The 21,590-nt window shown below is 24.6% G+C and carries 7 protein-coding genes and 1 pseudogene; 4 read left to right on the top strand and 4 right to left on the bottom strand.

All coding sequences use genetic code 11. The features are described from left to right. Window positions 1-5,440 precede the first annotated feature (5,440 nt). Together fre and hemG are read left to right on the top strand one after the other, a co-directional pair. On the top strand, window positions 5,441-6,136 hold the full coding sequence (fre, locus tag FVIR_RS02205; RefSeq protein WP_067498417.1) for an NAD(P)H-flavin reductase: 696 nt from the start codon (window positions 5,441-5,443) through the stop codon (window positions 6,134-6,136). 1,016 nt (window positions 6,137-7,152) lie between these two features. Continuing rightward, window positions 7,153-7,701 carry a menaquinone-dependent protoporphyrinogen IX dehydrogenase gene (gene hemG / locus FVIR_RS02200; RefSeq protein WP_067498414.1) on the top strand — a complete coding sequence of 183 codons (549 nt, stop codon included), beginning with the start codon at window positions 7,153-7,155 and terminating at the stop codon, window positions 7,699-7,701. 1,599 nt (window positions 7,702-9,300) lie between these two features. Here hemG and FVIR_RS02195 read toward each other — a convergent pair. The 3 genes from FVIR_RS02195 to dusA form a co-directional block, all read right to left on the bottom strand. After that, window positions 9,301-9,831: a single-stranded DNA-binding protein gene (locus FVIR_RS02195; RefSeq protein ID WP_067498412.1), complete on the bottom strand. Its 531-nt coding sequence runs from the start codon at window positions 9,829-9,831 to the stop codon at window positions 9,301-9,303. A 1,337-nt stretch (window positions 9,832-11,168) separates the two neighbouring features. Next, complete coding sequence (dnaB, locus tag FVIR_RS02190; protein WP_067498409.1) at window positions 11,169-12,575, bottom strand: replicative DNA helicase; 1,407 nt, start codon at window positions 12,573-12,575, stop codon at window positions 11,169-11,171. 2,010 nt (window positions 12,576-14,585) lie between these two features. Then, entirely contained in the window at window positions 14,586-15,617 is a 1,032-nt protein-coding gene (gene dusA, locus FVIR_RS02185) for a tRNA dihydrouridine(20/20a) synthase DusA (protein ID WP_067498407.1), read from the bottom strand. A gap of 513 nt (window positions 15,618-16,130) precedes the next feature. On the opposite strand from dusA, the pseudogene zur reads away from it, so the two are divergent. Beyond that, a pseudogene (gene zur / locus FVIR_RS02730) lies at window positions 16,131-16,638 on the top strand (zinc uptake transcriptional repressor Zur). Between the two features lie 1,458 nt (window positions 16,639-18,096). Here the strand turns inward: zur and FVIR_RS02695 are convergent. Next, window positions 18,097-18,222 (bottom strand): S24 family peptidase, encoded by a 126-nt coding sequence (locus FVIR_RS02695; protein WP_158648154.1) that lies wholly within the window; start codon window positions 18,220-18,222, stop codon window positions 18,097-18,099. A gap of 649 nt (window positions 18,223-18,871) precedes the next feature. Between FVIR_RS02695 and plsB the strand changes: the two genes are divergently transcribed. Next, window positions 18,872-21,334: a glycerol-3-phosphate 1-O-acyltransferase PlsB gene (gene plsB / locus FVIR_RS02175; RefSeq protein WP_067498405.1), complete on the top strand. Its 2,463-nt coding sequence runs from the start codon at window positions 18,872-18,874 to the stop codon at window positions 21,332-21,334. Window positions 21,335-21,590: the final 256 nt, after the last annotated feature.

Below are 21,590 nucleotides of genomic sequence, written 5' to 3'. Positions count from 1 at the left end.
TAATAAGCTAAGATAAGAATATTCTTGTCTATAAGAAATGTTGTATATTCTACTAAATTTCATACTATAACATTTATATTATAGTGTTTACTGATATCAATTTCAGAGATAGTGAATAAAAAGTTCTTTTATTTATTAAATATATCAAAGTATCTTTTAAGATAATTCTATACTAAAATAAATATGCTACCATGTATTTTTACTACCGTATTTAGATAAATACTTGATTTTTTACTATATTAAAGCACCTCTATAGAGTTAATTAGTAATCTTGATAAAATGATTTATACTAATATTCTAAAATAGATTTAAAATAAATTAGAAGCTGTCGTAAGATAGATATAATCTATAATTTTAGATAAATAGTATTTGCTTTATTAACAGAATATAGTTTACTATTTGTTCTATAATTTTAAGGATAAATAAGAGATATTGGATAGTAATTTGATTAATATGGTTAATTAAGAAATAATCAGCGCTATAAAGGATATCAATCCTACTCTAAATATCTGAATCTAAATTGATAGATTCAGATATTTAGAGTTTATTTTAATTACTTTCTTTATGCGCGAAAATAATGCTACTAACAACTTGAATAGATTTCAATTGTTATAATGGTGATTTAAGTTATATTCATAACATTATAAATATCACTTAAATCCTAGTAGTAGTTACTACTGTATAAGTTTCAATGATTTAGAAAGCAAATAGTGATAGTGAAAATATATTTTATATATAAAATATAGTAACTCGTTTATAAATTATTAATAATATTGAATAATATTCAACGTAATAAAAAATTTTATTAGATCATATTTTTCGATCTTGCTTCTTGAGATATAAATATTCAAGTTTTTAGTATGAAGTAGTTATAAATAGATATATCTTAAATAAGATTCAAGATAAAACACCACTTTTCTCATAAAAACTATTTTTTATCTTCTACATTATTCATTTGAATCAGATTTTGAAAAAGACTGATATTCCATAAGCAGTATTGCCTTAAAACAAACTTCATCTAGATTAGTTATCATTAATTTTTCCAAAAAAATAATTACTTAGAAATCATTGATATTTTTAGTAAAAGTTGAAAGAATTCAGATTCTGATATCTTTATTAAGATCGTTAATGAGCACTATTTTTATAGAATGGATAATAAAATAGTGCTTAAGCTAAAAATCTATTGAAATTAATAGTCTCATAATTCTAAATAGAAATAAATAATTAAATATGCCTGTAAATCTATTACACGTGCATGCCAATTACTATACTACTAGTTAATAGTATAACTAGTAGTATAACCAAGAAAAGAACTCTTTTCAGATCAAATTGATATCAAGCTAAAACATTTACTAGGTAAAGTTCCAGATACAATAAATCGAGATACTATTCAATAGTAACGTTACTAAATCGTTTACTAATTGATTTTTTGTTTATAACGAAATAACAATATTATGCTTGATAGATTTTAAAATTTTAAACGCTTAATATTATTTTAAGTGTTCATAAGAGAAACGTGAAGAACATTAATTAATTAATTTTTATGCTTTAGTTTTTACTGTATTGGAATAAATTTAATAAAATCTATGATTTTAAAGCGAGTAGTTAGTCGATCTGAATAATCTTATGAATGGATATTTATTTAAAATTTAATTAAATTCATAAATATTTTTATATGTTTCAATATATTTGAATAACTTTTAATTGCAGAATAAAATTGTAACGTTTTTCAGGATATAAAATTAATTATATTACAGCGAGTAATGTTTATATGCACTTTTTATCATAATCTTTTATAATGCAGAAAGAATTATATTTATTTTATTAGCATTAATCTAATAATAGCTATTAATTCAATACATAGAAAACTATTAGATCAATTTTTTAACTATTTCCTATAGCTAATACTCGATTATATAAATTAGTATTTTTGAAATTACGAGTATCTTAATAGCAGTAAAATAGATTATAGAGAAAATACCAATATTTTTATAATCTGTATAGAGCTTAATTCTATAATTTTATTATATACGAGTGATATACTAACTATTGGTTTTTTGTATGCTAATAATTATTTAATCAAAAATCTATAGTTATTTAGGCAAAACTACTTATATTAAGTAATATTATTATTTTATTTAGTCTAAATAAAATAATTGAAATAAAATTTATATTAAAATCTATTTAATATAAAGATTATTAATTTTTAAGTTTTTAATTCCGAATTTTTAAATTAATAAAAGAATTTACGTTATTTATTTTATTTATATTTTATATTTTAGTAAAATAGTTATCAAAATATTACTAACTATTGTTATATGTTGGACTCTATCTATATGTATTCAGATTGATAAATGTTTAAACAAACAATACTAATACTAACTAATACTAGATTTGAAAACGTCAAATATTTTAATATAACTAGTAGTATCGTTGCTCTATATTATAATTATATACTCTTGTCAACATGTGATATGTATAGTTAATATTATTGATGAGAATAATATTAGGATCGAGTTATGTATACATAACATTAATAACAACATAAAAGTAAGATTTTTATTTTAATTAACCTAATTAAAATATTAGTTATTCTAGTATTCGATCAGAATAAGGTAGATGTATTTAATAGCTAAGATTATTCAATAAATTATACGATATTATTATGTTATATAACTTAAACTACTGATTAATCAGTATATATTTCTAATATCAAGTATATATAGAAAATTAATATACTTCTAAATATAGTTAGTTTTAATTTAGATAAATAATATTACTAATAAAGTAATAATAAAACGGTTTTTGCTATTTTACAATATAAAACAATTATTATTACAGATTAGTAGTAATAGGTAACTTAGGTAATAGCCAATAATAAACAGTGTCTTTTTTTTCTTCTATACTTAATTAGATGTGTTTCTCATTAAATAAATAAGACTACCTTAGTCGGAAAAAATATAAAACCGATCTAGAAGATCAGAAAAGTCTATTACTTTTATCTGATTATTAATTTTCATGCTTAATTTAATTTGAATGAAAATTCAAAATGTAATTGATTATTTCGCTATGATTTGAATATAGTTTTTATTTTCACTAAATAAACATATAAAAGCATACTTAATTAACAGTTATATTTAATTATTAAGTAACTTGAACCAATATAGATCAAATTAATTAGATTCTTTGATATATCGCAACCTATTCACCTGACATTGATGATTGACTAACGATATCATAAAATCAAGTAAATAATTTATTAGTTGTTTAGCGTATAAAAATTTCTAAAAATTAAGTTCGATGATCTTATTCATACTAAAGAAATAAGATAATAGTATGAAATTATTAATAGAGAATAAGATATAAATCTTTTACAGAAATTTTCTGTGATGGTTTTGCATAATGACATATATTCTAAAAATCTTTTATTGAATTTTTAAATATCTAAAAACATAGAGTATATTACTATCTATTTTAGTATAGTTATTTTTGAATAAAAAGATAAGTTCTATTTATTAGAAATTTTCGTAATTTTTTAATTTCGATTATTTTAATAATAGCTTAACTATCTATGTATAGGAACTATAGTTGTATTCTATTGGATATTATTATTTAATATTTCAAGTTTTCTATTCGCATGATCTAAGATTTTATTTTTGAATATTTTATAAAAAAATTTCTTTTACCCGCATATTATAGAATTTTTTAACGTTGTATAATAGCTTAATGCTTAATTAGAATTATATCCGATTTTTTGCTAAAAACTATTGTATATTCAATACATCAAGTGTCAATTTAATCTTCAGCTAGATTTATGAAAAATTCATTTTTTAAAGTAATTCAAAATAAAGTGATTTTTGATTGTTTTCGCGTTATAAATAGCATCCTATAGAAATGCGCTGCATAGCTTTTAATAAGATATTAACTCTAGTTAATATCTTATTAAAAGCAAGTTTATAGATGATATTAATATGATACAGTTATTAATTATTTTATCTATCGTAGTATTATTGCATTTTACTATAAAAATCAAACAGTTCAGAACAAAATCTGAACTGTTTGATTTAAAGATCATAAAAATCTATTTATAATCAAGATAATGAAAAATAATGAATGATAGATTTAAAATAAGGAAATTTATAAGTTATATTATAAGTTATATGGTATAGAAAAATTCATTCGTTAGTTTTAAATATAAAATTATAAAATAATTTTTAAAAAATCAATAAAATTAATCATATAAAAATTAAATCACTGAATTTAGATAAATCATATGCTACTCATAAGTAGTACTTATGGAATAAAGCGTTAAAGCTTTTGTAATAATTAATCTTATAGGTTATAGTTTATTGTTTTAAATGTTTTTAAATATATATTAACTGCTTATATTTATAATTAATCAAGATTATCATTTCATTTAACTAATTTAACTTTGATAAAAACTAACGAGATTACTAAGTATATCTTTCAGTTTCAGTTAAAAATATGCTTAATAAATTAAGAAATATGATAAATGATATAATTTACTCTCTATATTTAGAGTAGTAAGCAGAATAAAAATAAATCAGATTACTTATTGATTTTTCTCCATAAAAAATATAAATCTCTAATTCTATGCTGTAGGAATAAGCATAGCAAAATTCTCATTAAAATTTTTCTATTATAGCTTCATTCAACACTAAGTTGGGAATGATATTAATTTTAGTATTGTTACTATCTAATACTCTTTTAAAAAAATGCCTTGTAGGCTTTTTATAAGAATATAAAATCGAAGATTGTTAAATATGTGTTCTATAACTTGGATGTGTAAATTAGCATCGAAATCTTTCTAGAAGATTACTTAAAATAGCAAAAAATAATAAAGAAAAGATTTCATGTAATCATTATAATTAAACTAATAAGTTCCTAGTTTTACTATCACTCATATTATGCAGTGGTATGCTACTCTATAGTATTCAAATACTATTCAATTCACAGTAGTCACTACTTTATCGAATAAGTAGCACTTAATAAAGTACCTAATTAAATCTTAATATTTTAAATAGTTTATAAAAATTGTAAATTTCTGTTTACTACTAGAGATTAATTCATATATAAATTTGTTATAGTGTATAATGATACTAATATACATAATTTTAAAAGATGTGATTTAGATAATTAAATCTATATAAATTTAATATTTAATGCTATTTAATTTTAAATACATCGATAAACTATCTTAGTTTTATTACATATGTTTTCGATTAGAAAAAATAAATACAAGTATAAAATAAATGACTGGAATAAACGAAGTAATAATAGAATACACCTATTTAAATAGATTAAATGATATATATTTATGTTGATTCTATTTATAATTAAATAATTATTACAAATAATAATTTATCGTAATATACATGATACATGTAACTATTTACATAATAATTCGACAGAGGACTATATGAAAACGCTAACCTGTAAGGTCTCTTCCGTAGAAACTCTTACTAACACTATTTATCGTGTAAGGTTAGTACCAGAAACGACTTTTTATTTTCGTGCTGGTCAATACCTAATGGTAGTAATAGATGAATTTAATAAATATCCTTTTTCTCTAGCTTCGACACCTATGGAAACAACTTTTATTGAGTTACATATTGGTATTTCTAAACTAAATCAGATAGTAGTTATCGATTATATCCTAAAAAAGAAAGAAATTATCGTCGAAGTTCCTCGAGGTGAAGCTTGGTTACGTGACAATACAAACCGACCGATTATCCTTATTGCTGGTGGAATTGGCTTTTCTTACATTCGTTCAATTTTATTAACAGTGTTAGTAAAACAGCCAGAAAGAAAAGTATCAATATACTGGGGTGGACGCAATCGAAATCATTTATATAGTTTACATGAGCTAGAAGAGCTTAATTTACAATATCAACAATTATCTGTAATACCAGTATTAGAAAAACCTGATAAGCACTGGCATGGCCGTTCTGGTAAAGTACTGATGTCTGTAATGCAAGACTATAGTTCTTTGGAATCATACGATATTTATATAGCGGGACGTTTTGAAATGGCAAAAACAGCTCGTGAATATTTTTGCGCTGAACGTAGTGCTGTAATCGAGCGAATTTTTAGTGATGCTTTTACTTTTATATAAAGTAAATTCATTTTGCTTTATATCGTGATGCTTATAGTGACAGCCTTTATATTGTTCTAAGCAGAATATTATAAATATAATATATTTACTAATTATATTTTTATAGATTCTATGCATAGAATGACTATTAATCGGAGGCTATTAACTATTTTTAAAATAAGTACTTAAGGGATATTACAAAATAGTAATCAAAAGGATTATCAATCTATTATAGGTAAGTTTATAATATATCTATTATCTCGATAAGCATAACTATTTTATAGTTGAATCTATAACTTAAAATCTAGTTGTTAATTATCTTTAATTTTATATTTTTAACAAATTAATAGGATTAATACATTGAAACGACATGATAATCAATCGAAAAGTTATTCTACCTGTTTGAATTCTTTTCAAAAAAAAAGAAACTTAATTTTGCTAGAGTTAAGAATCAAGGATATTATAATTTTGATTATAATGATTTTAGATTTATTTGATACTATCATCATGCTATTCTGGCTATACTATACTAGTATAATAAATTTCAATTACGAATAGTGCTAACTATTATGCTGATTCTTTCTTATAAAGATATTGCACATTAGAATTAGAGATATTTGTATTATTATTTTGTAGATTGTATATAAAAACTTTAAACCTTAAGATAATATCCATTACACTGAAAATATTATACACGCGAAAATCAACATAACAAAATTATTTTTACATAGCGAAAATTTTATATTATTTTTCGATAAACTATCATAGTTAAAACTATTAATATTCCATATTTTATTTTTATATTAAGATATATATACTAATGTTTTTAAAAATGATTAATTAGGATTTTCAAATTTTTTCTTCATATCAACTATTATTTAATTTATTGTTGATAATAATATCAATTTACTATTTTTTCTATAAAAATGACTTATTTTAATTTTATTAATCATTTCTTTATTTTTTAAAGCAAGCTGATTAAAATTGATTTTATTTTTCTATTTTATCAAAATTTCTTATAAAAGAAACAAATTAATATGAAAACACTGATTCTTTACTTGAGCCGTGATGGTCAAACGCACAAAATTGCACGCACAATTGCAGCCCATCTTACTAATTACTGTAAATGTAAAGTTATTGATTTGAACTTCGCATATGATCTTGACCTGAAAAGCTATCAGAGAGTGGTTATTGGAGCAGCTATTCACTACGGTTGTTTTGATGCAAATCTTGACCGTTTTATCGCACAGCGACTTGATTGGTTAAATAGTATTCCAAGTGCTTTTTATTCTGTTAGTTTAATGGCACGAAAACCAGACAAATGTACTCAAACTACTAATACTTATACCAAAAAATTTTTAGCTAATACACCATGGTGTCCCGATCTTTGTGCTATATTTTCAGGTGCATTATATTATCCACGCTATCGCTGGTTTGATCGAGTAATAATCCAAGTAATAATGTATATTACTGGTGGTGAAACTGATCAAACAAAGGAAGTTGAATATACTGACTGGCAGCAAGTTTCTTCTTTTGCTAGTAATTTAGTACAATTAACTACCAAAAATAGAAAAATAAAACATTAAATATAAAATAGATAGCATATATTATTCAAGCTAATCAGAAAATAAATTCATTTGCATTTTAATATCATTAGATAAGATTCTTTTTTGTATTATCTAATAAAATTAGTTAAAAATTAGCTATTTAGAAGAAAAAACTTACTTGTCCAATATTTTTGTTCAATTATGAGTAGTATACATCATTTAATAGTGTATATCATTAAATGTTTACTAAACTGATTATAAAATATAATATTGATATCTATCAACGTATACGACATTTTTTCTATACTGTAATAGATTTATCTTAATTAAGGACGATGATTAATATATGATATATCATTGCTTATTTTTTATAAAAATAAATAAAAAGATTTAAATATTTTATTTTATATATTATTTCCCATATGAAATCATATTGATTTTCTTATTTTGATTTTTACAAATATTGTTAGCATATTTGTATTAAAGTATATTTGCTATCATCTAATTACATAATTAATATTAATTAAAAATTTTATTTATAAGAACTTTAATAATTTATTTGTTATTTAATTTATTTTATATGAAATTTATTTTTAACTATTTATTATTAAATAGTTAAAAAACAAAATATATTAATTTAATATGCATTAATAAATAATAATTACATAATAAGATATATCTCTTCACTAATATCTTAAGATCGAAGAATCGGAGAAGAAGATATAATTTTATATATACACTTGTTATAATAAGTAGCGATGATATTGTTTTATGCTTATATCTTTCGATATTACCCGATTATTTTAAAAATTTTTCGCTAGAAATGATTATTAGTAATGCCTTTAATTTTAGATTAAAATTATTTATTACATCTTAATCTAGCAAGATAACGATCATAATTTATTTAAAAATTTATTTTTTCTACTTTAAAAGAATGTATTTTATTAGAAACTAATATCTAATGTATTAATATAATTATGACTGAGTAACTAATCATATCGATAATATACTGAACATTTCAGCTTTACTTCGTAAAGCCTAGATTAAATTAGTTTTTGTGATGTATTCTAAAATGCTTAAAGTGGTAGTAATAAAAAATCTTTTAAATATTAAAAAATTAGAGCTAAAAACTCTCAATACAAATAAAACTTATTAAATAACCTTATCTTTATTAAAGAACTGATTATTAATAAGAGATACTACTATAGTAAGTATCAATCAGTTTATATATTATTGATAATAAAAATACTCTCTTAATAAGTAAGAGTATCTTTATTACTAATTAAACACTCTAATATTGATATTATTGGTGTTAGAGAAATTTAATACTGGATTTTATAACTATATAGTTAAGTATACTTAACTATATAGTTATAAAATCAACGACATGATAAAAGTTATTAACCTGAATATTATGATCTTTAATAAAGCATATTATACTAGGTATGAGAAAAATATTCGTAATCAAAAATATATTTAATCCTTTTAAATTTAAAATAACTCTCTATGTTTATTATTTTAATAATATATGCTTTTAAAGCTTAATTTTTAATTAGTATTAAAATAATAGTGTCAAATAAAAAACTGTTAATCACAAAAGATTTTTATACGTTTAACAAATTTTATATAAAATTATCCTTAAAATGGGATATCGTCGTCAAAATCCATCGCTGTTTCATTAATAGACGGTAAAGTAATATTATTCGCAGGGCGCACTACCTGCATATTAGTACTGCTGAATTTTGTATTATTGCATTTCGTTGAATTATGAGATTGACCTAAGTTGCTCTGTTTTATACTGCTGGTTGTCGTGTTATCATGACGACTACCGAGCATTTTCATAATGCCGCCCATATTGACTATAATTTCAGTAGTATAACGATCCTGACCGTTATGGTCCTGCCACTTACGTGTCTGAAGAGACCCTTCGATATATACCTGAGATCCTTTATGTAGATATTCAGAAGCTACTTCTGCTAGTTTATTAAATAGTACTACGCGGTGCCATTCTGTTTTTTCTTTAGTTTCACCAGTCTGTTTATCACGCCAAATATCCGAAGTAGCTAGTGTAATGTTGGCTACAACACCGCCATTAGGCATATGCCGGATTTCCGGATCTTGTCCGAGATTTCCAACTAGAATTACTTTATTAACACCTCTGCTAGCCATAAGCATCTCCTAATAAAACGAATTTATAATTTTAATTGATTCAATTTGTTATTTACAAAGTTTAAATCATATATTTCAAATTTTGACTACATACTAAGAAAACTTGTGAAGCAGAATTATTTATTATAAATAGATACTAAATATTTATTTATTTTTACTAGTTTTTTCTAGTATTATTAGCTTTTCTTTGCGTTAAACTAATTTTATCAACTACACAGATTGCCTTAATTACTTATTGTAATGTAGAGGATTAAAGTTTATTGTAATTTTCTTGTTAATAATCTAAAAAATATTATTTTGATAATACAAAATAATAAATAAATAGCTATTAATAACCTTTTAAAATCTAAAAGATTATCTCTATAATTTAATACACTCTATTCTAAATACTAGAATTATTAAATCAAATTGCTTTACAGCTATGCTTAGTAGTTTTATCATTAATAAAAATTGATGATATCAATGCTACTACTCATTATTTCAATTAAATAAAAATTAATAGTTTATAATCTATGTTATACCATGGAAGTAATTATTAAAATACATAATTATCCCCATCTTTTTTAGATGGGCAAATTAAACTGTTCAAGTAAAATATATCTTTAGTTTTAAAGGTTATTATCTATTTAGCTGGAAATGCGTTATTTTAGTCGAATGGTAATGAGTTTACAATTATTTTTGTTTTTTAAAATGAGTGATTAGTGCGAAAAAATACTAGAAACAGTGTTGTATAGCTATACTTGAATATATATTAATGGAGAAGAACTCTATAATTTGTTAGATTTATTAAAATCTTGAGCTGAAAAAGAGCATTAAAAATCTTATACGTTATTTTAAAAATATTTAAAAACTAATTTAATCGCTTTAGCGATACCTTTTGTGAAAATATATATAAGCAGTAACATAATATAAAGTTACTATATTATAGTAACTTTACTTGCCAAATTTACAATTATATATTTTTTGATCTATAACCTTTTATTTTTCTTTAATGATGTAGTTAGTATATTAACTACGGTTTAAATGCCTTAATATCAGAAGTGTTTTATTTCCGATTAAATCTTGCAATATTAGAACATTTCTTTTTATTTAATAGAAATTAAATCCAGTGATGAAATAAGTATTTCCGTTTGCTTAACCAGGTAGGTATCAACTTCTTTACTATTTTATATGTTAGATAAGCTATCTATTAATTTTCGATAAAACGAATATGCTTCCTTTATAAAATATAAATATATTAACTAATCATAATATGACATAAAGAAATTTTTAAGATTGAATAAATTAATAAACTTTCAAAATAAAAGAGACAAGAAAAAATTTGGTATCGAACAAAATTATTCATCCTCATATTGAGGAACAGCATAGTTATCAAATCGTGATAATTTCCCGTTGAAGGTCAATCGAATTGTTCCAATTGGACCATTTCGTTGCTTTCCAAGAATTATTTCAGCAATACCTTTCATATCGCTATTTTCATGATAAACCTCATCACGGTAGATAAACATAATAAGATCAGCATCCTGTTCAATAGAGCCAGATTCACGTAGATCAGAGTTGACTGGACGTTTATCAGCACGTTGTTCTAAACTTCGGTTAAGCTGCGATAATGCCAGTACGGGTACTTGAAGTTCTTTAGCTAGCGATTTCAACGAACGGGAGATTTCAGCAATTTCTAAATTACGATTATCAGATAGCGACGGCACTCGCATTAATTGTAAATAGTCGATCATAATTAAACTTAAACCATCATGTTCGCGGAATATTCGTCGCGCGCGGGAACGCATTTCCATCGGAGTCAAGCTAGATGAATCATCGATGTACATATTGCGTTTTTCTATCAGAATTCCCATAGCACTAGATATTCGAGCCCAATCTTCATCGTCTAGTTGACCAGTACGAATTCGGGTTTGATCAACACGAGATAGTGATGCTAGCATACGTATCATTATCTGTTCACTAGGCATTTCTAGACTAAAGATTAGAACTGGTTTAGGCTCTGTTAGCGTAGCATTTTCACATAAGTTTATAGCAAAAGTAGTTTTTCCCATAGAGGGACGAGCAGCTACAATGATTAAGTCTGACTTTTGCAGTCCAGCAGTTTTTTTATCTAGATCGAGATAACCGCTGGAAACACCAGTTACGCCATCGTGCGGTTTCTTATGGAATTCTTCGATTCGTGCTAATGTATGTTCAAGAACACGATCAATGCTTTTTGGACCTTCATTTTTATTGGCACGATTTTCTGCTATCTGAAACACTCGAGATTCTGCTAGATCTAGTAAATTTTCACTGGTACGTCCTTTAGGGTTATAACCGGCATCCGCTATCTCATGAGCAACACTTATCATTTCTCGTACTATGGCTCGTTCACGTACAATATCAGCATAAGCGGAAATATTGGCAGCACTAGGAGTATTTTTTGATAGCTCTGCTAGATAAGCAAAACCACCAACTGCATTCAGTTTTCCTTTTTGTTCTAGTGATTCCGAAAGTGTGATCAGATCAATAGGCTTATTTAATTCTAATAGATTCTGCATCTCGCTGAATATAAAGCGGTGAGAACGATTAAAAAAATCATTGCTAATTATTCGGTCGATGACATTATCCCAGCGTTCATTATCTAGCATTAAACCACCTAGAACTGACTGTTCTGCTTCTAGCGAATATGGCGGTATTTTTAGATCTGCAACTTGATGGTCTCGAGAAAAATTTACTTTTTTATAGGTTTTTTTTTCTGACATGGATAGAGTACGTTACCTATTTAGAAGTCCTTTAATAAATATGGATTATATCCTCTCTCATATCGAAATAATATGTGCTTTTCAAAATTACAAAGAAAGATCTATAGTTATTTTCTGTATTCAAGTATAATAAAAGGTACTTAATTATATTCTTTTTAACTAATATCGAAACGGAAATAACGGATTATATTATTTCCGTTTCGATATATCTGATCTTAGTTAAGATATAGATAAATAAAATTATTAATATTAATTACATTAAAATTTAAGTTTATTTCAGTTGTTACCTTATATCATTATTGTTATTTAATCTTGTTACTGAAATGGTAAATATAATAAATAAATTTATTCTAAATATAGAGTATTTTTAGCTCATCGATAAATTAATTTATACAATACACTCAATCCCTATTAAACATATGCTAATATGCATATTATATCAACAAAATAACTAAATTATCTAATTCTATCTTTTTGAATACATATCGATTCTTATAAAGAGAAATAAAGTAAATATTGTATATGATAAAATAAAATTTTATATCTGATAAGATTGTCTTGATTGACGGCATTACTGCGAATTATTTATAGTTTTTAATAATCGGTTACAGAGAATAAACTTTAGTAAAAGATCTATTAAATATCATTAGAATATTATTCTCTATAAGAACGTAGGAATAAATAAAACATTATCGAATCATGTGATTAACTACTATTACTTATATTTAGCAAAAAATAAAATTAATCAATTTATTTCATTTAGTTTTAAAAATTTATAATAAGAAATATTATTTATGATAAAAAATTTTAACTATAATTCACTCCCTAATTTTATATTAATAAATCACAGCGAATATAAAATTATATTGTAATGAAGTAAAAAATTAATTAAAGAAAAAATAAAATAAAATTAAAATCATAGATATAATTTCTAATAGTTTTACTATGAAAAATAATCTATGATATAAAATAGAATTACTACATTAGATATGTATATACTATATCAGTAGTGAGTTCAGTTAAATAAGAACTAATATTTTTAAATATTTTATTATATACAAAAATAGTTATCTTATTATTTATTACATTACTAGCTAAAAAAAATAAAAACCAATAATAACTTTAATTTAATGAATTAATAACACTAGCAACATTATTAATTTCCGTTTAGAGCACATATCTTTCTACTAATTAAAATAAAGAACAATTTATACCTTCTAATCCAATCTTAATTGGAAATTATTTCACTTTATGCATAAAGTTTTGAGAATAATAATGAAATTAAAATGATAAAATTTATCGTCTATAATTAATATTATTATTGCTTGATCTTTTTTACGATTATTATATTGAGATATAAAAGTCTTATGGAAGAAATTTAAATGAAATATATTAATATTGCTAAATATTAATTTATATTGTACATTTTATTAGTTAACAAATAAGATTTCCAATATAAATTTTCATTACTCAAGATAAAGTTATAATAGTATCATTTCTAATATTATTAGAATATTTTCTTATTTTTCTTATTAGAGTGTCTCAAATTTTGATCTTTAATTTATTTATATAAATCATATTTATTAAAATATCTTATAAATTTAAATTCGTAAATTATTACCATCTATAATAGATTTTTGCCTTATATTTTAATACTAAAACTAATTTATTATAAAATAATAATATCATCTATTTAGATAGATATTTTTAGGAAAAAGAGTTTATTTAAACTTATTTAAATAAGTAATATATTTTTATTAGATTAATCAATAACATAAATACGTTATTTCAATTTTTATTTTTATTTAAAGTTAAGGAGCTCATATAATATGATAAAAGTTTAGAATATTTTTATATTATCTATTTATATGGGATAGTAGAGAATATAATCTTAAAGACATTTATCATATAATTAATAAATATTATTAATAATAGTTAAATGAACATAACAACCATTTTAATTTTAACTATTAGTTATATAATTTTAAAATTATTTAAAACCAAAAAAAATTAATACTGTACGTAAGATAATGCTTTAATTAATACATCTGTATTTGCACCAGAACGATGAGCGTTTTCATTTAAATAACGGCGCCATTTCTGGGCGCCTGGTAGTCCCTGAAACAATCCAAACATATGACGAGTAATGTGAAAAAGTGCTGTACCTCTTGAAAGCTCGTATTTGATATATGGTAACATCGCTTCAATTACTGCCATCTGACTTATCAGTGGATTAACATTACCAGATAATTTACTATCAATCTGTGCTAAAATAAAAGGATTTTTGTACACTGCACGTCCCATCATAACACCATCAAGCTTTTTTAAATGCGTCTGTATATCATTTAAAGTTTTAATTCCACCATTAAGTATTAACCGAAGGTTTGGAAAATCCTTCTTAAGTTGATATACACGATCATAATCTAGCGGAGGAATTTCGCGATTTTCTTTAGTGCTTAAACCGTTAAGTAATACTTTACGGGCATGAATAATAAATGTTTTGCAGCCTCCGAGGCTAGAAACAGTATCAACAAATTCATATAAAAATGCATAGCTATCCTGTTTATCAATACCGATCCGGATTTTAACAGTAATTGGCAGAGTAACCACCTCATGCATAGCAGAAATACAGGCTGCTACCCGATTCTTTTCAGTCATTAAACAAGCGCCGAAATGTCCATTTTTTGCTCGATTCGAAGGACATCCTATATTGAGATTGATTTCATCATAACCTCGCTTTTGTGCTAATTTAGCACAACGTGCCAAAACATTTGGTTCGTTACCTCCTAATTGGAGCGCTATAGGATGTTCCGCATCGTGGTAAAATAAATGATCATTTTTACCAAACAATAAAGCCCCGGTAGTTATCATTTCTGTATATAACAGAACGTTAGTATTTAGTTGACGTAAAAAAAAACGACAGTGACGATCGGTTATACCTAGCATAGGTGCAACGCTTAAATAGCCTGGTGCAAGAGAAAAAATTTTTGTTGATATTAAAGCAGAAGGCTGGTTATTCTGGTAAGAGTAATTTTTAATCATTTCTAATAGTTTTTTATTTTTTAAAAAATAAGTTTGTATTTAGTGTAGTAAAATGACTATGATTGAAGAACATAGAACATATTCTAACATAAAAATTATTCATCTAGATTTAATATCTAGTAATGAATAAATTCACTCAAGTTAGAATGAAAATAAATATATTTTATATTAAAATAATGCAAAATAACATAATTATTAATTTTGAATAATTTATCTACTTTATGTAAAATATAGAATTTTTATGAAATTTCGCATAATAGTTTTATACTATAATTTTTATAAATTAAAAATTATAGTATAAAAATAAAATGTATCTGCAAAATATTTATTATTCCTATATTCATACCTATATTTATTTGATATTATTTAAATAAATATAAATAATATTTTATAATTTTATATAATATATAAAATATTATTAGTGTATTAAATAAATAATACATTTAGGAAAAATAGATTGTTTATTATCTTATTAAGATCGGTATAGATAAAAAACTAAAACTCGGAAATATTATGAAACTAACTACCGAAATCTTACTTATTAGTAAGGCTGAATAATTATGTGAGCAACGTAATTTTCGTCTAACGCCGCAACGACTAGAAGTTCTACGACTAATATAACAACGTAATAGTGCAATAAGTTATAAGCACTTATTGCACTATTACGTCAATCTGAACCACAAGCAAAACCTTCAACCGTTTACTGTGCTATCAGTTTTTACTTGAGCAAGATTTTATTCATCGCGTTGAATCTATTAATAGTTTTGTACTATGCCATTATTTTTTAAAACCATCACACGTATCTGTATTTTTCATCTGCGATTGCTGTAGTCAAGTAATAGAACAAACCATACAGGATATAAATAGTATTTTGCAATTTAAAGCAGCCGAGATTGGATTTACTATTTCCTATAATGTTGTAGAAGTACATGGATTTTGTCTTCAATATAGTGAAATAGCGTTATGTCAACATCTTGACACTTGCAAATATAAGCATAATTTAGCAATTAAAAAATATTAGCATACTTATTTCTTTATTTTATAAATAAGAAAATTATTCTCGCTATAAAGCTTATGAACTAATCTAATATTAGTTAAAAATAAAAATAGCAAAAGAAATAAAAATAATTATTTAAATACTTATTTATTTTAATAAAAAATAAATAATTTATATTTATACATTAATCTATATTTATGCATTTAATTTTAATGATTTTTATAATAAAATAAGCTTATTTTAATTTTTAAAATTAACATACAATACAAAAATTATTTAGCGATTATCTGAATACTTAAACAAGTAACAATATATGTGTTCATTAAATATATTATTACTCGTTTAATGAAATTTTGAAAAAAAATTTATAGTGTAATACTAATTGATATTCTTAATTTTTAAAAGTAAAACTTTATCTAATCATTAGATACTAAATTTTTTAAAAAGTAAGTTAAAATCCAATATTTCATAATATAATTTTAAAAAATTATAAATTTATTGATTAATACCTAATTAGTAAATTACCACTTATATTGAAATTTTCAAAATAATTTATAACTACGTAATGTTTTGATGATGATAGGTATCATATAATGATATTTGTAAATTTGATATTTCATTTTTTTTAAAAATATTAAGTACAGATTATTTAATAAGAAAAAATCCTTAAAGCAGAAAAGAATCGATTACTAATGCAAAGTCTAATAAAAATTTTGAATTTAATAAGTATTTCATTCGAAAAAATTAAGTTGACCTATGATTTTGTAAAAAATCATATATTAGTTTTTTAATTTTAGTATTTTACTAGGATTTTTATATCAAAAAAACCAATACACAGTATATAATATACTGTATTATAACATAATATCAAGATAAAATTTATCGTGTAATAAAATGAATCTGATATATTTCTACATTTTTAATAGAACTTTCTTGATAGAAAAGAAATCAAGTTGTTATTTACTTTTATAATTAAAATTTTTTGTCTTACTGACAAATTTATAATCAAATCATTATCATACATTTACTATTTTATTGATTTTATACTCTTACTTTAATAGTATTTCCAGTTGTTATTAGTTTTATTTATTTTTAATAAAATTAATTTTTGTCTTTTAGATTTAATTCAAAGATACAGAAAAACTGTATAATTGATAATTATGATTTTTATAATCTATAAATCAATTGGTCTAGATATTCAATAATCAAAAAAATTAAAAACATAGCTCATGTGAGCAGACTCATTACTATAATAATAGTATTTTAGTATAAAAACTTAATATATAAAAAATAAAACAAAAAAGCAAACATATAAATAAGGAAAAATATGATATCCTTTAAAATAAAGGTTTTTTATAACCAATTACTATTGCGTATCGCGCTAACTTAAAATCTTTAAATGATCAACTCTTTCTTCTGAAAATCTACTACAAATCGGATTAAATTCATTGTTTTCTAGTAAAAGTTTAACAATATTCTCCCTTAATAGTTTAGCTTTTTTACAGTAATATTATCATCAATTTGCACTACAATAATTTGTCTATTGTTAGTATTTTCATTTTTGTATATCGCTAAAAGATCGCCATCTGTAATATCAATACCTCTCATTAATATAACACTTACTTATAACAAAAATCTGTATAGAGTTTGAAATTTGAAAAGAGCAGGATATATTTGATAGTAATTTTTATATGTTGTATTGCTAACAGTGGTTTGCCAGTAACTACATACTCAATTATTGGAAATCACTTTCTTATGTTATTAAGCGAATTCTGCAAGACGTATCAGCGCTAATTTCAGTAGCATCTTTTCTCGCTAACACTTGAAATATTTTTCTTCTATATTAGATGAATAAAGACCTAGATGGGATATAATCTCAACACGCGTTGGAGATATACCAATATATAATATAACTAAAGATTAGATCAAAAAAATCCATTTTTGTCTGATAGTGAGTGTTTTTATTTCTTTATCTATTTATATGCTTTCAATAGTATATATCATTATTAGTTGAAAACAAAAACACGCGAAATAGAATGTTATTCATGATGATTAGATTTATTTTATCGAATTGAAACAATCAGGTTATCTCCTATAAGGAGGATAGTAACCTTTATGCTGTAATAATATAACTATAAATAATTTATACTACTAATAATTTCTATTGTTTTATTAGGTGTTAATTTTACTATAGATTCAATATATAGTTTATTTAATGTACTTAAATTAAACTTCTAACAATAGGCTTAATAATAATATGTTAAATTGGAATAAAATTTATTATATGTTGTTAGATTTACCGATAAAATTATTAGTAAGAAGTAAAGTCATTCCGACTAATCTTCGAACTGAAGTGTATTTTGATTCCCTTAAATCTATGATTTATGTGTTACCTTATAATTCTAAAGTAGATCTGCTTACTTTACGCATACAATGTCTGAGACAAGATCTTCCCGATCCACTAGTACCGCTTAATATCGACGGTGTTATCCTACCACGTTATATATTTATTCATGACCAACCATGCGTGTTATCTTTATACAATAAAGAGTTATATTTTATTTCATTATTTCATAACTACCTCAATTTGCACTATGCTAATCCTGCTCTTGATATAAAGCTTGTTCCTGTATCGGTTATGTTTGGTCGTTCACCAGATATAGAGTCAAAAACTACTAAAATTTCAGCATACTTTTACTTTCTAAAAAAAATAAAAAAAATATTTACAGTGCTATGGCTTGGACGAGATAGTTTTATATTTTTTTCTCGATCGCTGTCGTTACGTTATATAGTTATTAATTACGGTACAGACAAATATATTACTCAAAAACTAGCCAGAATGGCACGTATTCACTTTGCTCGACAACGTCTAGTATCGGCTGGTCCGAGATTACCGGTACGCCAAAATTTATTTAATAAGTTATTAACATCTAAATCTATTATAAAAGCAATAAAAGATGAAGCACGTAACAAAAATATCTCATTAGAAAAAGCAAAAAAGAACACAATTAAACTTATGGAGGAAATATCTGCTAATTTCTCGTATGAAACAATTCGTCTCTTTGATCGGGTTCTAAGTTGGACTTGGAACCGACTCTATCAAAGATTTTACATATTCAATATTGAACGAGTTCGTCAATTAGCTGAAATGGGGCATAATATTGTCTATGTTCCCTGTCACCGTAGTCATATGGATTATCTTTTACTTTCCTATGTGCTTTATCATCAAGGATTGGCCCCACCATATATCGCTGCTGGTATTAATCTAAATTTTTGGCCTATAGGAACAGTTTTACGTCGTTTAGGTGCATTTTTTATTCGACGTACTTTCAAGGGTAGTAAACTTTACTCTATCATTTTTCGTGAATACCTTAGCGAATTATTTATGCACGGTTGTTCAGTAGAATATTTTATAGAAGGTGGCCGTTCTCGTACTGGTCGTCTGCTAGAGCCAAAAACTGGAACTCTAACCATGACTGTCCAAGCTATATTACGCGGTGTCAGTCGTCCTATTACGCTTATTCCTATTTATATCGGCTATGAACATGTAATGGAAGTTGAATCTTATAAAGAAGAATTGCACGGTTTACCAAAAAAGAAAGAGGGATTTTGGCAAATGATGCGCGGATTGCGAAAGCTATGTAATTTCGGCCAAGTTTATTTTAATTTTGGCGAACCCCTTATTTTAGGAACATGGCTTTCGCAGAAAGTGCCTCAGTGGCGTGATCACATCGATACGATAGAAATCCAGCGTCCTACCTGGCTAGCATCGATAGTTCATGAAATTGCTATTACTCTTATGGTACGGATTAATAATGCAGCTACTGCTAACAGTATTAATTTGTGTTCTACTGTATTACTAGCCTCTCGCCAACTTTCTCTTTCCCGACCACAGTTTTTAGCGCAGCTGGCCTGCTATCTTGAACTACTACGTAATATTCCTTATTCGTTGGAAATCACAGTACCCGATTTAACACCAGAAGCATTGTTAACCTATGCGCTAGAGATGAATAAGTTTACCGTCGAATACAATACTATCAGTGATGTTATCTGTTTATCTCGCGATCAGGCTGTTCTAATGACCTATTATCGTAATAATATTCAACATCTCTTGATTTTACCCTCTCTAGTGGCGAATATTATTTTTAGACATCCTGGAGTTAATCGTACTCAGTTACAGAAAACGATTATGCTTCTTTATCCATTGTTAAAGGCAGAGCTATTTATGCGCTATAGTGAGAAAGAATTATCACCACTTATTGATAGCATTATCGATGAACTGACGCGGCAAGGTTTAATAGATGTGAATAAAATGCAATTTTATCCGGAAAAAATATTTCTACATGTCTTGAAACTATTAGCTGAAAGTATTAGCGAGACATTACAGCGGTATGCAATTATCTTTTCGTTATTAAATAAAAATTCGAAACTTAACCGAAGTATGTTGGAAAACAAAAGCTACATGATAGCTCAGCAGTTGTCAATACTGCATTGGATTAATGCATCAGGATTTTTTGATAAAGCAGTATTCTCAACCCTAGTGTTGACGTTACGTAACGAAGAATATATCAACGATACTGGCGATATTGTTAATAGAAAAGTTAGTAAGATATATAATATTCTAAGTAAATTGGTTACTTCAGACGTGCTTAGTACTATCGAGAACTCTATTTTACCAATAAGCAAATTAGCAAGTAAGGACGCTTTTGGTGAACAATAGCAAATAATGTCTCTTGTTTTACAATAATCTAATAGCTATAGTAGCGCACTATTAGATTATTGTAAAATCTTCATTTCTTATTATTCGGAAAATAAGCTTTCTTATTATAATAGGAATTTAGATGTGTTTAGATAAAAATAAACAATAGATCATATGTGAATATATTGCTTAATAAGCTATTTATTAAATTAGATTATGATAATGATAAAGATAATAGCATAAGTATTAAATATATAATAATAAAAATATTAGTCTC

It is taken from the genome of Candidatus Gullanella endobia (assembly GCF_900048035.1).
Classification (GTDB): Bacteria; Pseudomonadota; Gammaproteobacteria; order Enterobacterales; family Enterobacteriaceae; genus Gullanella; species Gullanella endobia.
The sequence above is the reverse complement of the archived record's forward strand: the minus strand, read 5'-3'. Positions and strand labels throughout refer to the sequence as shown.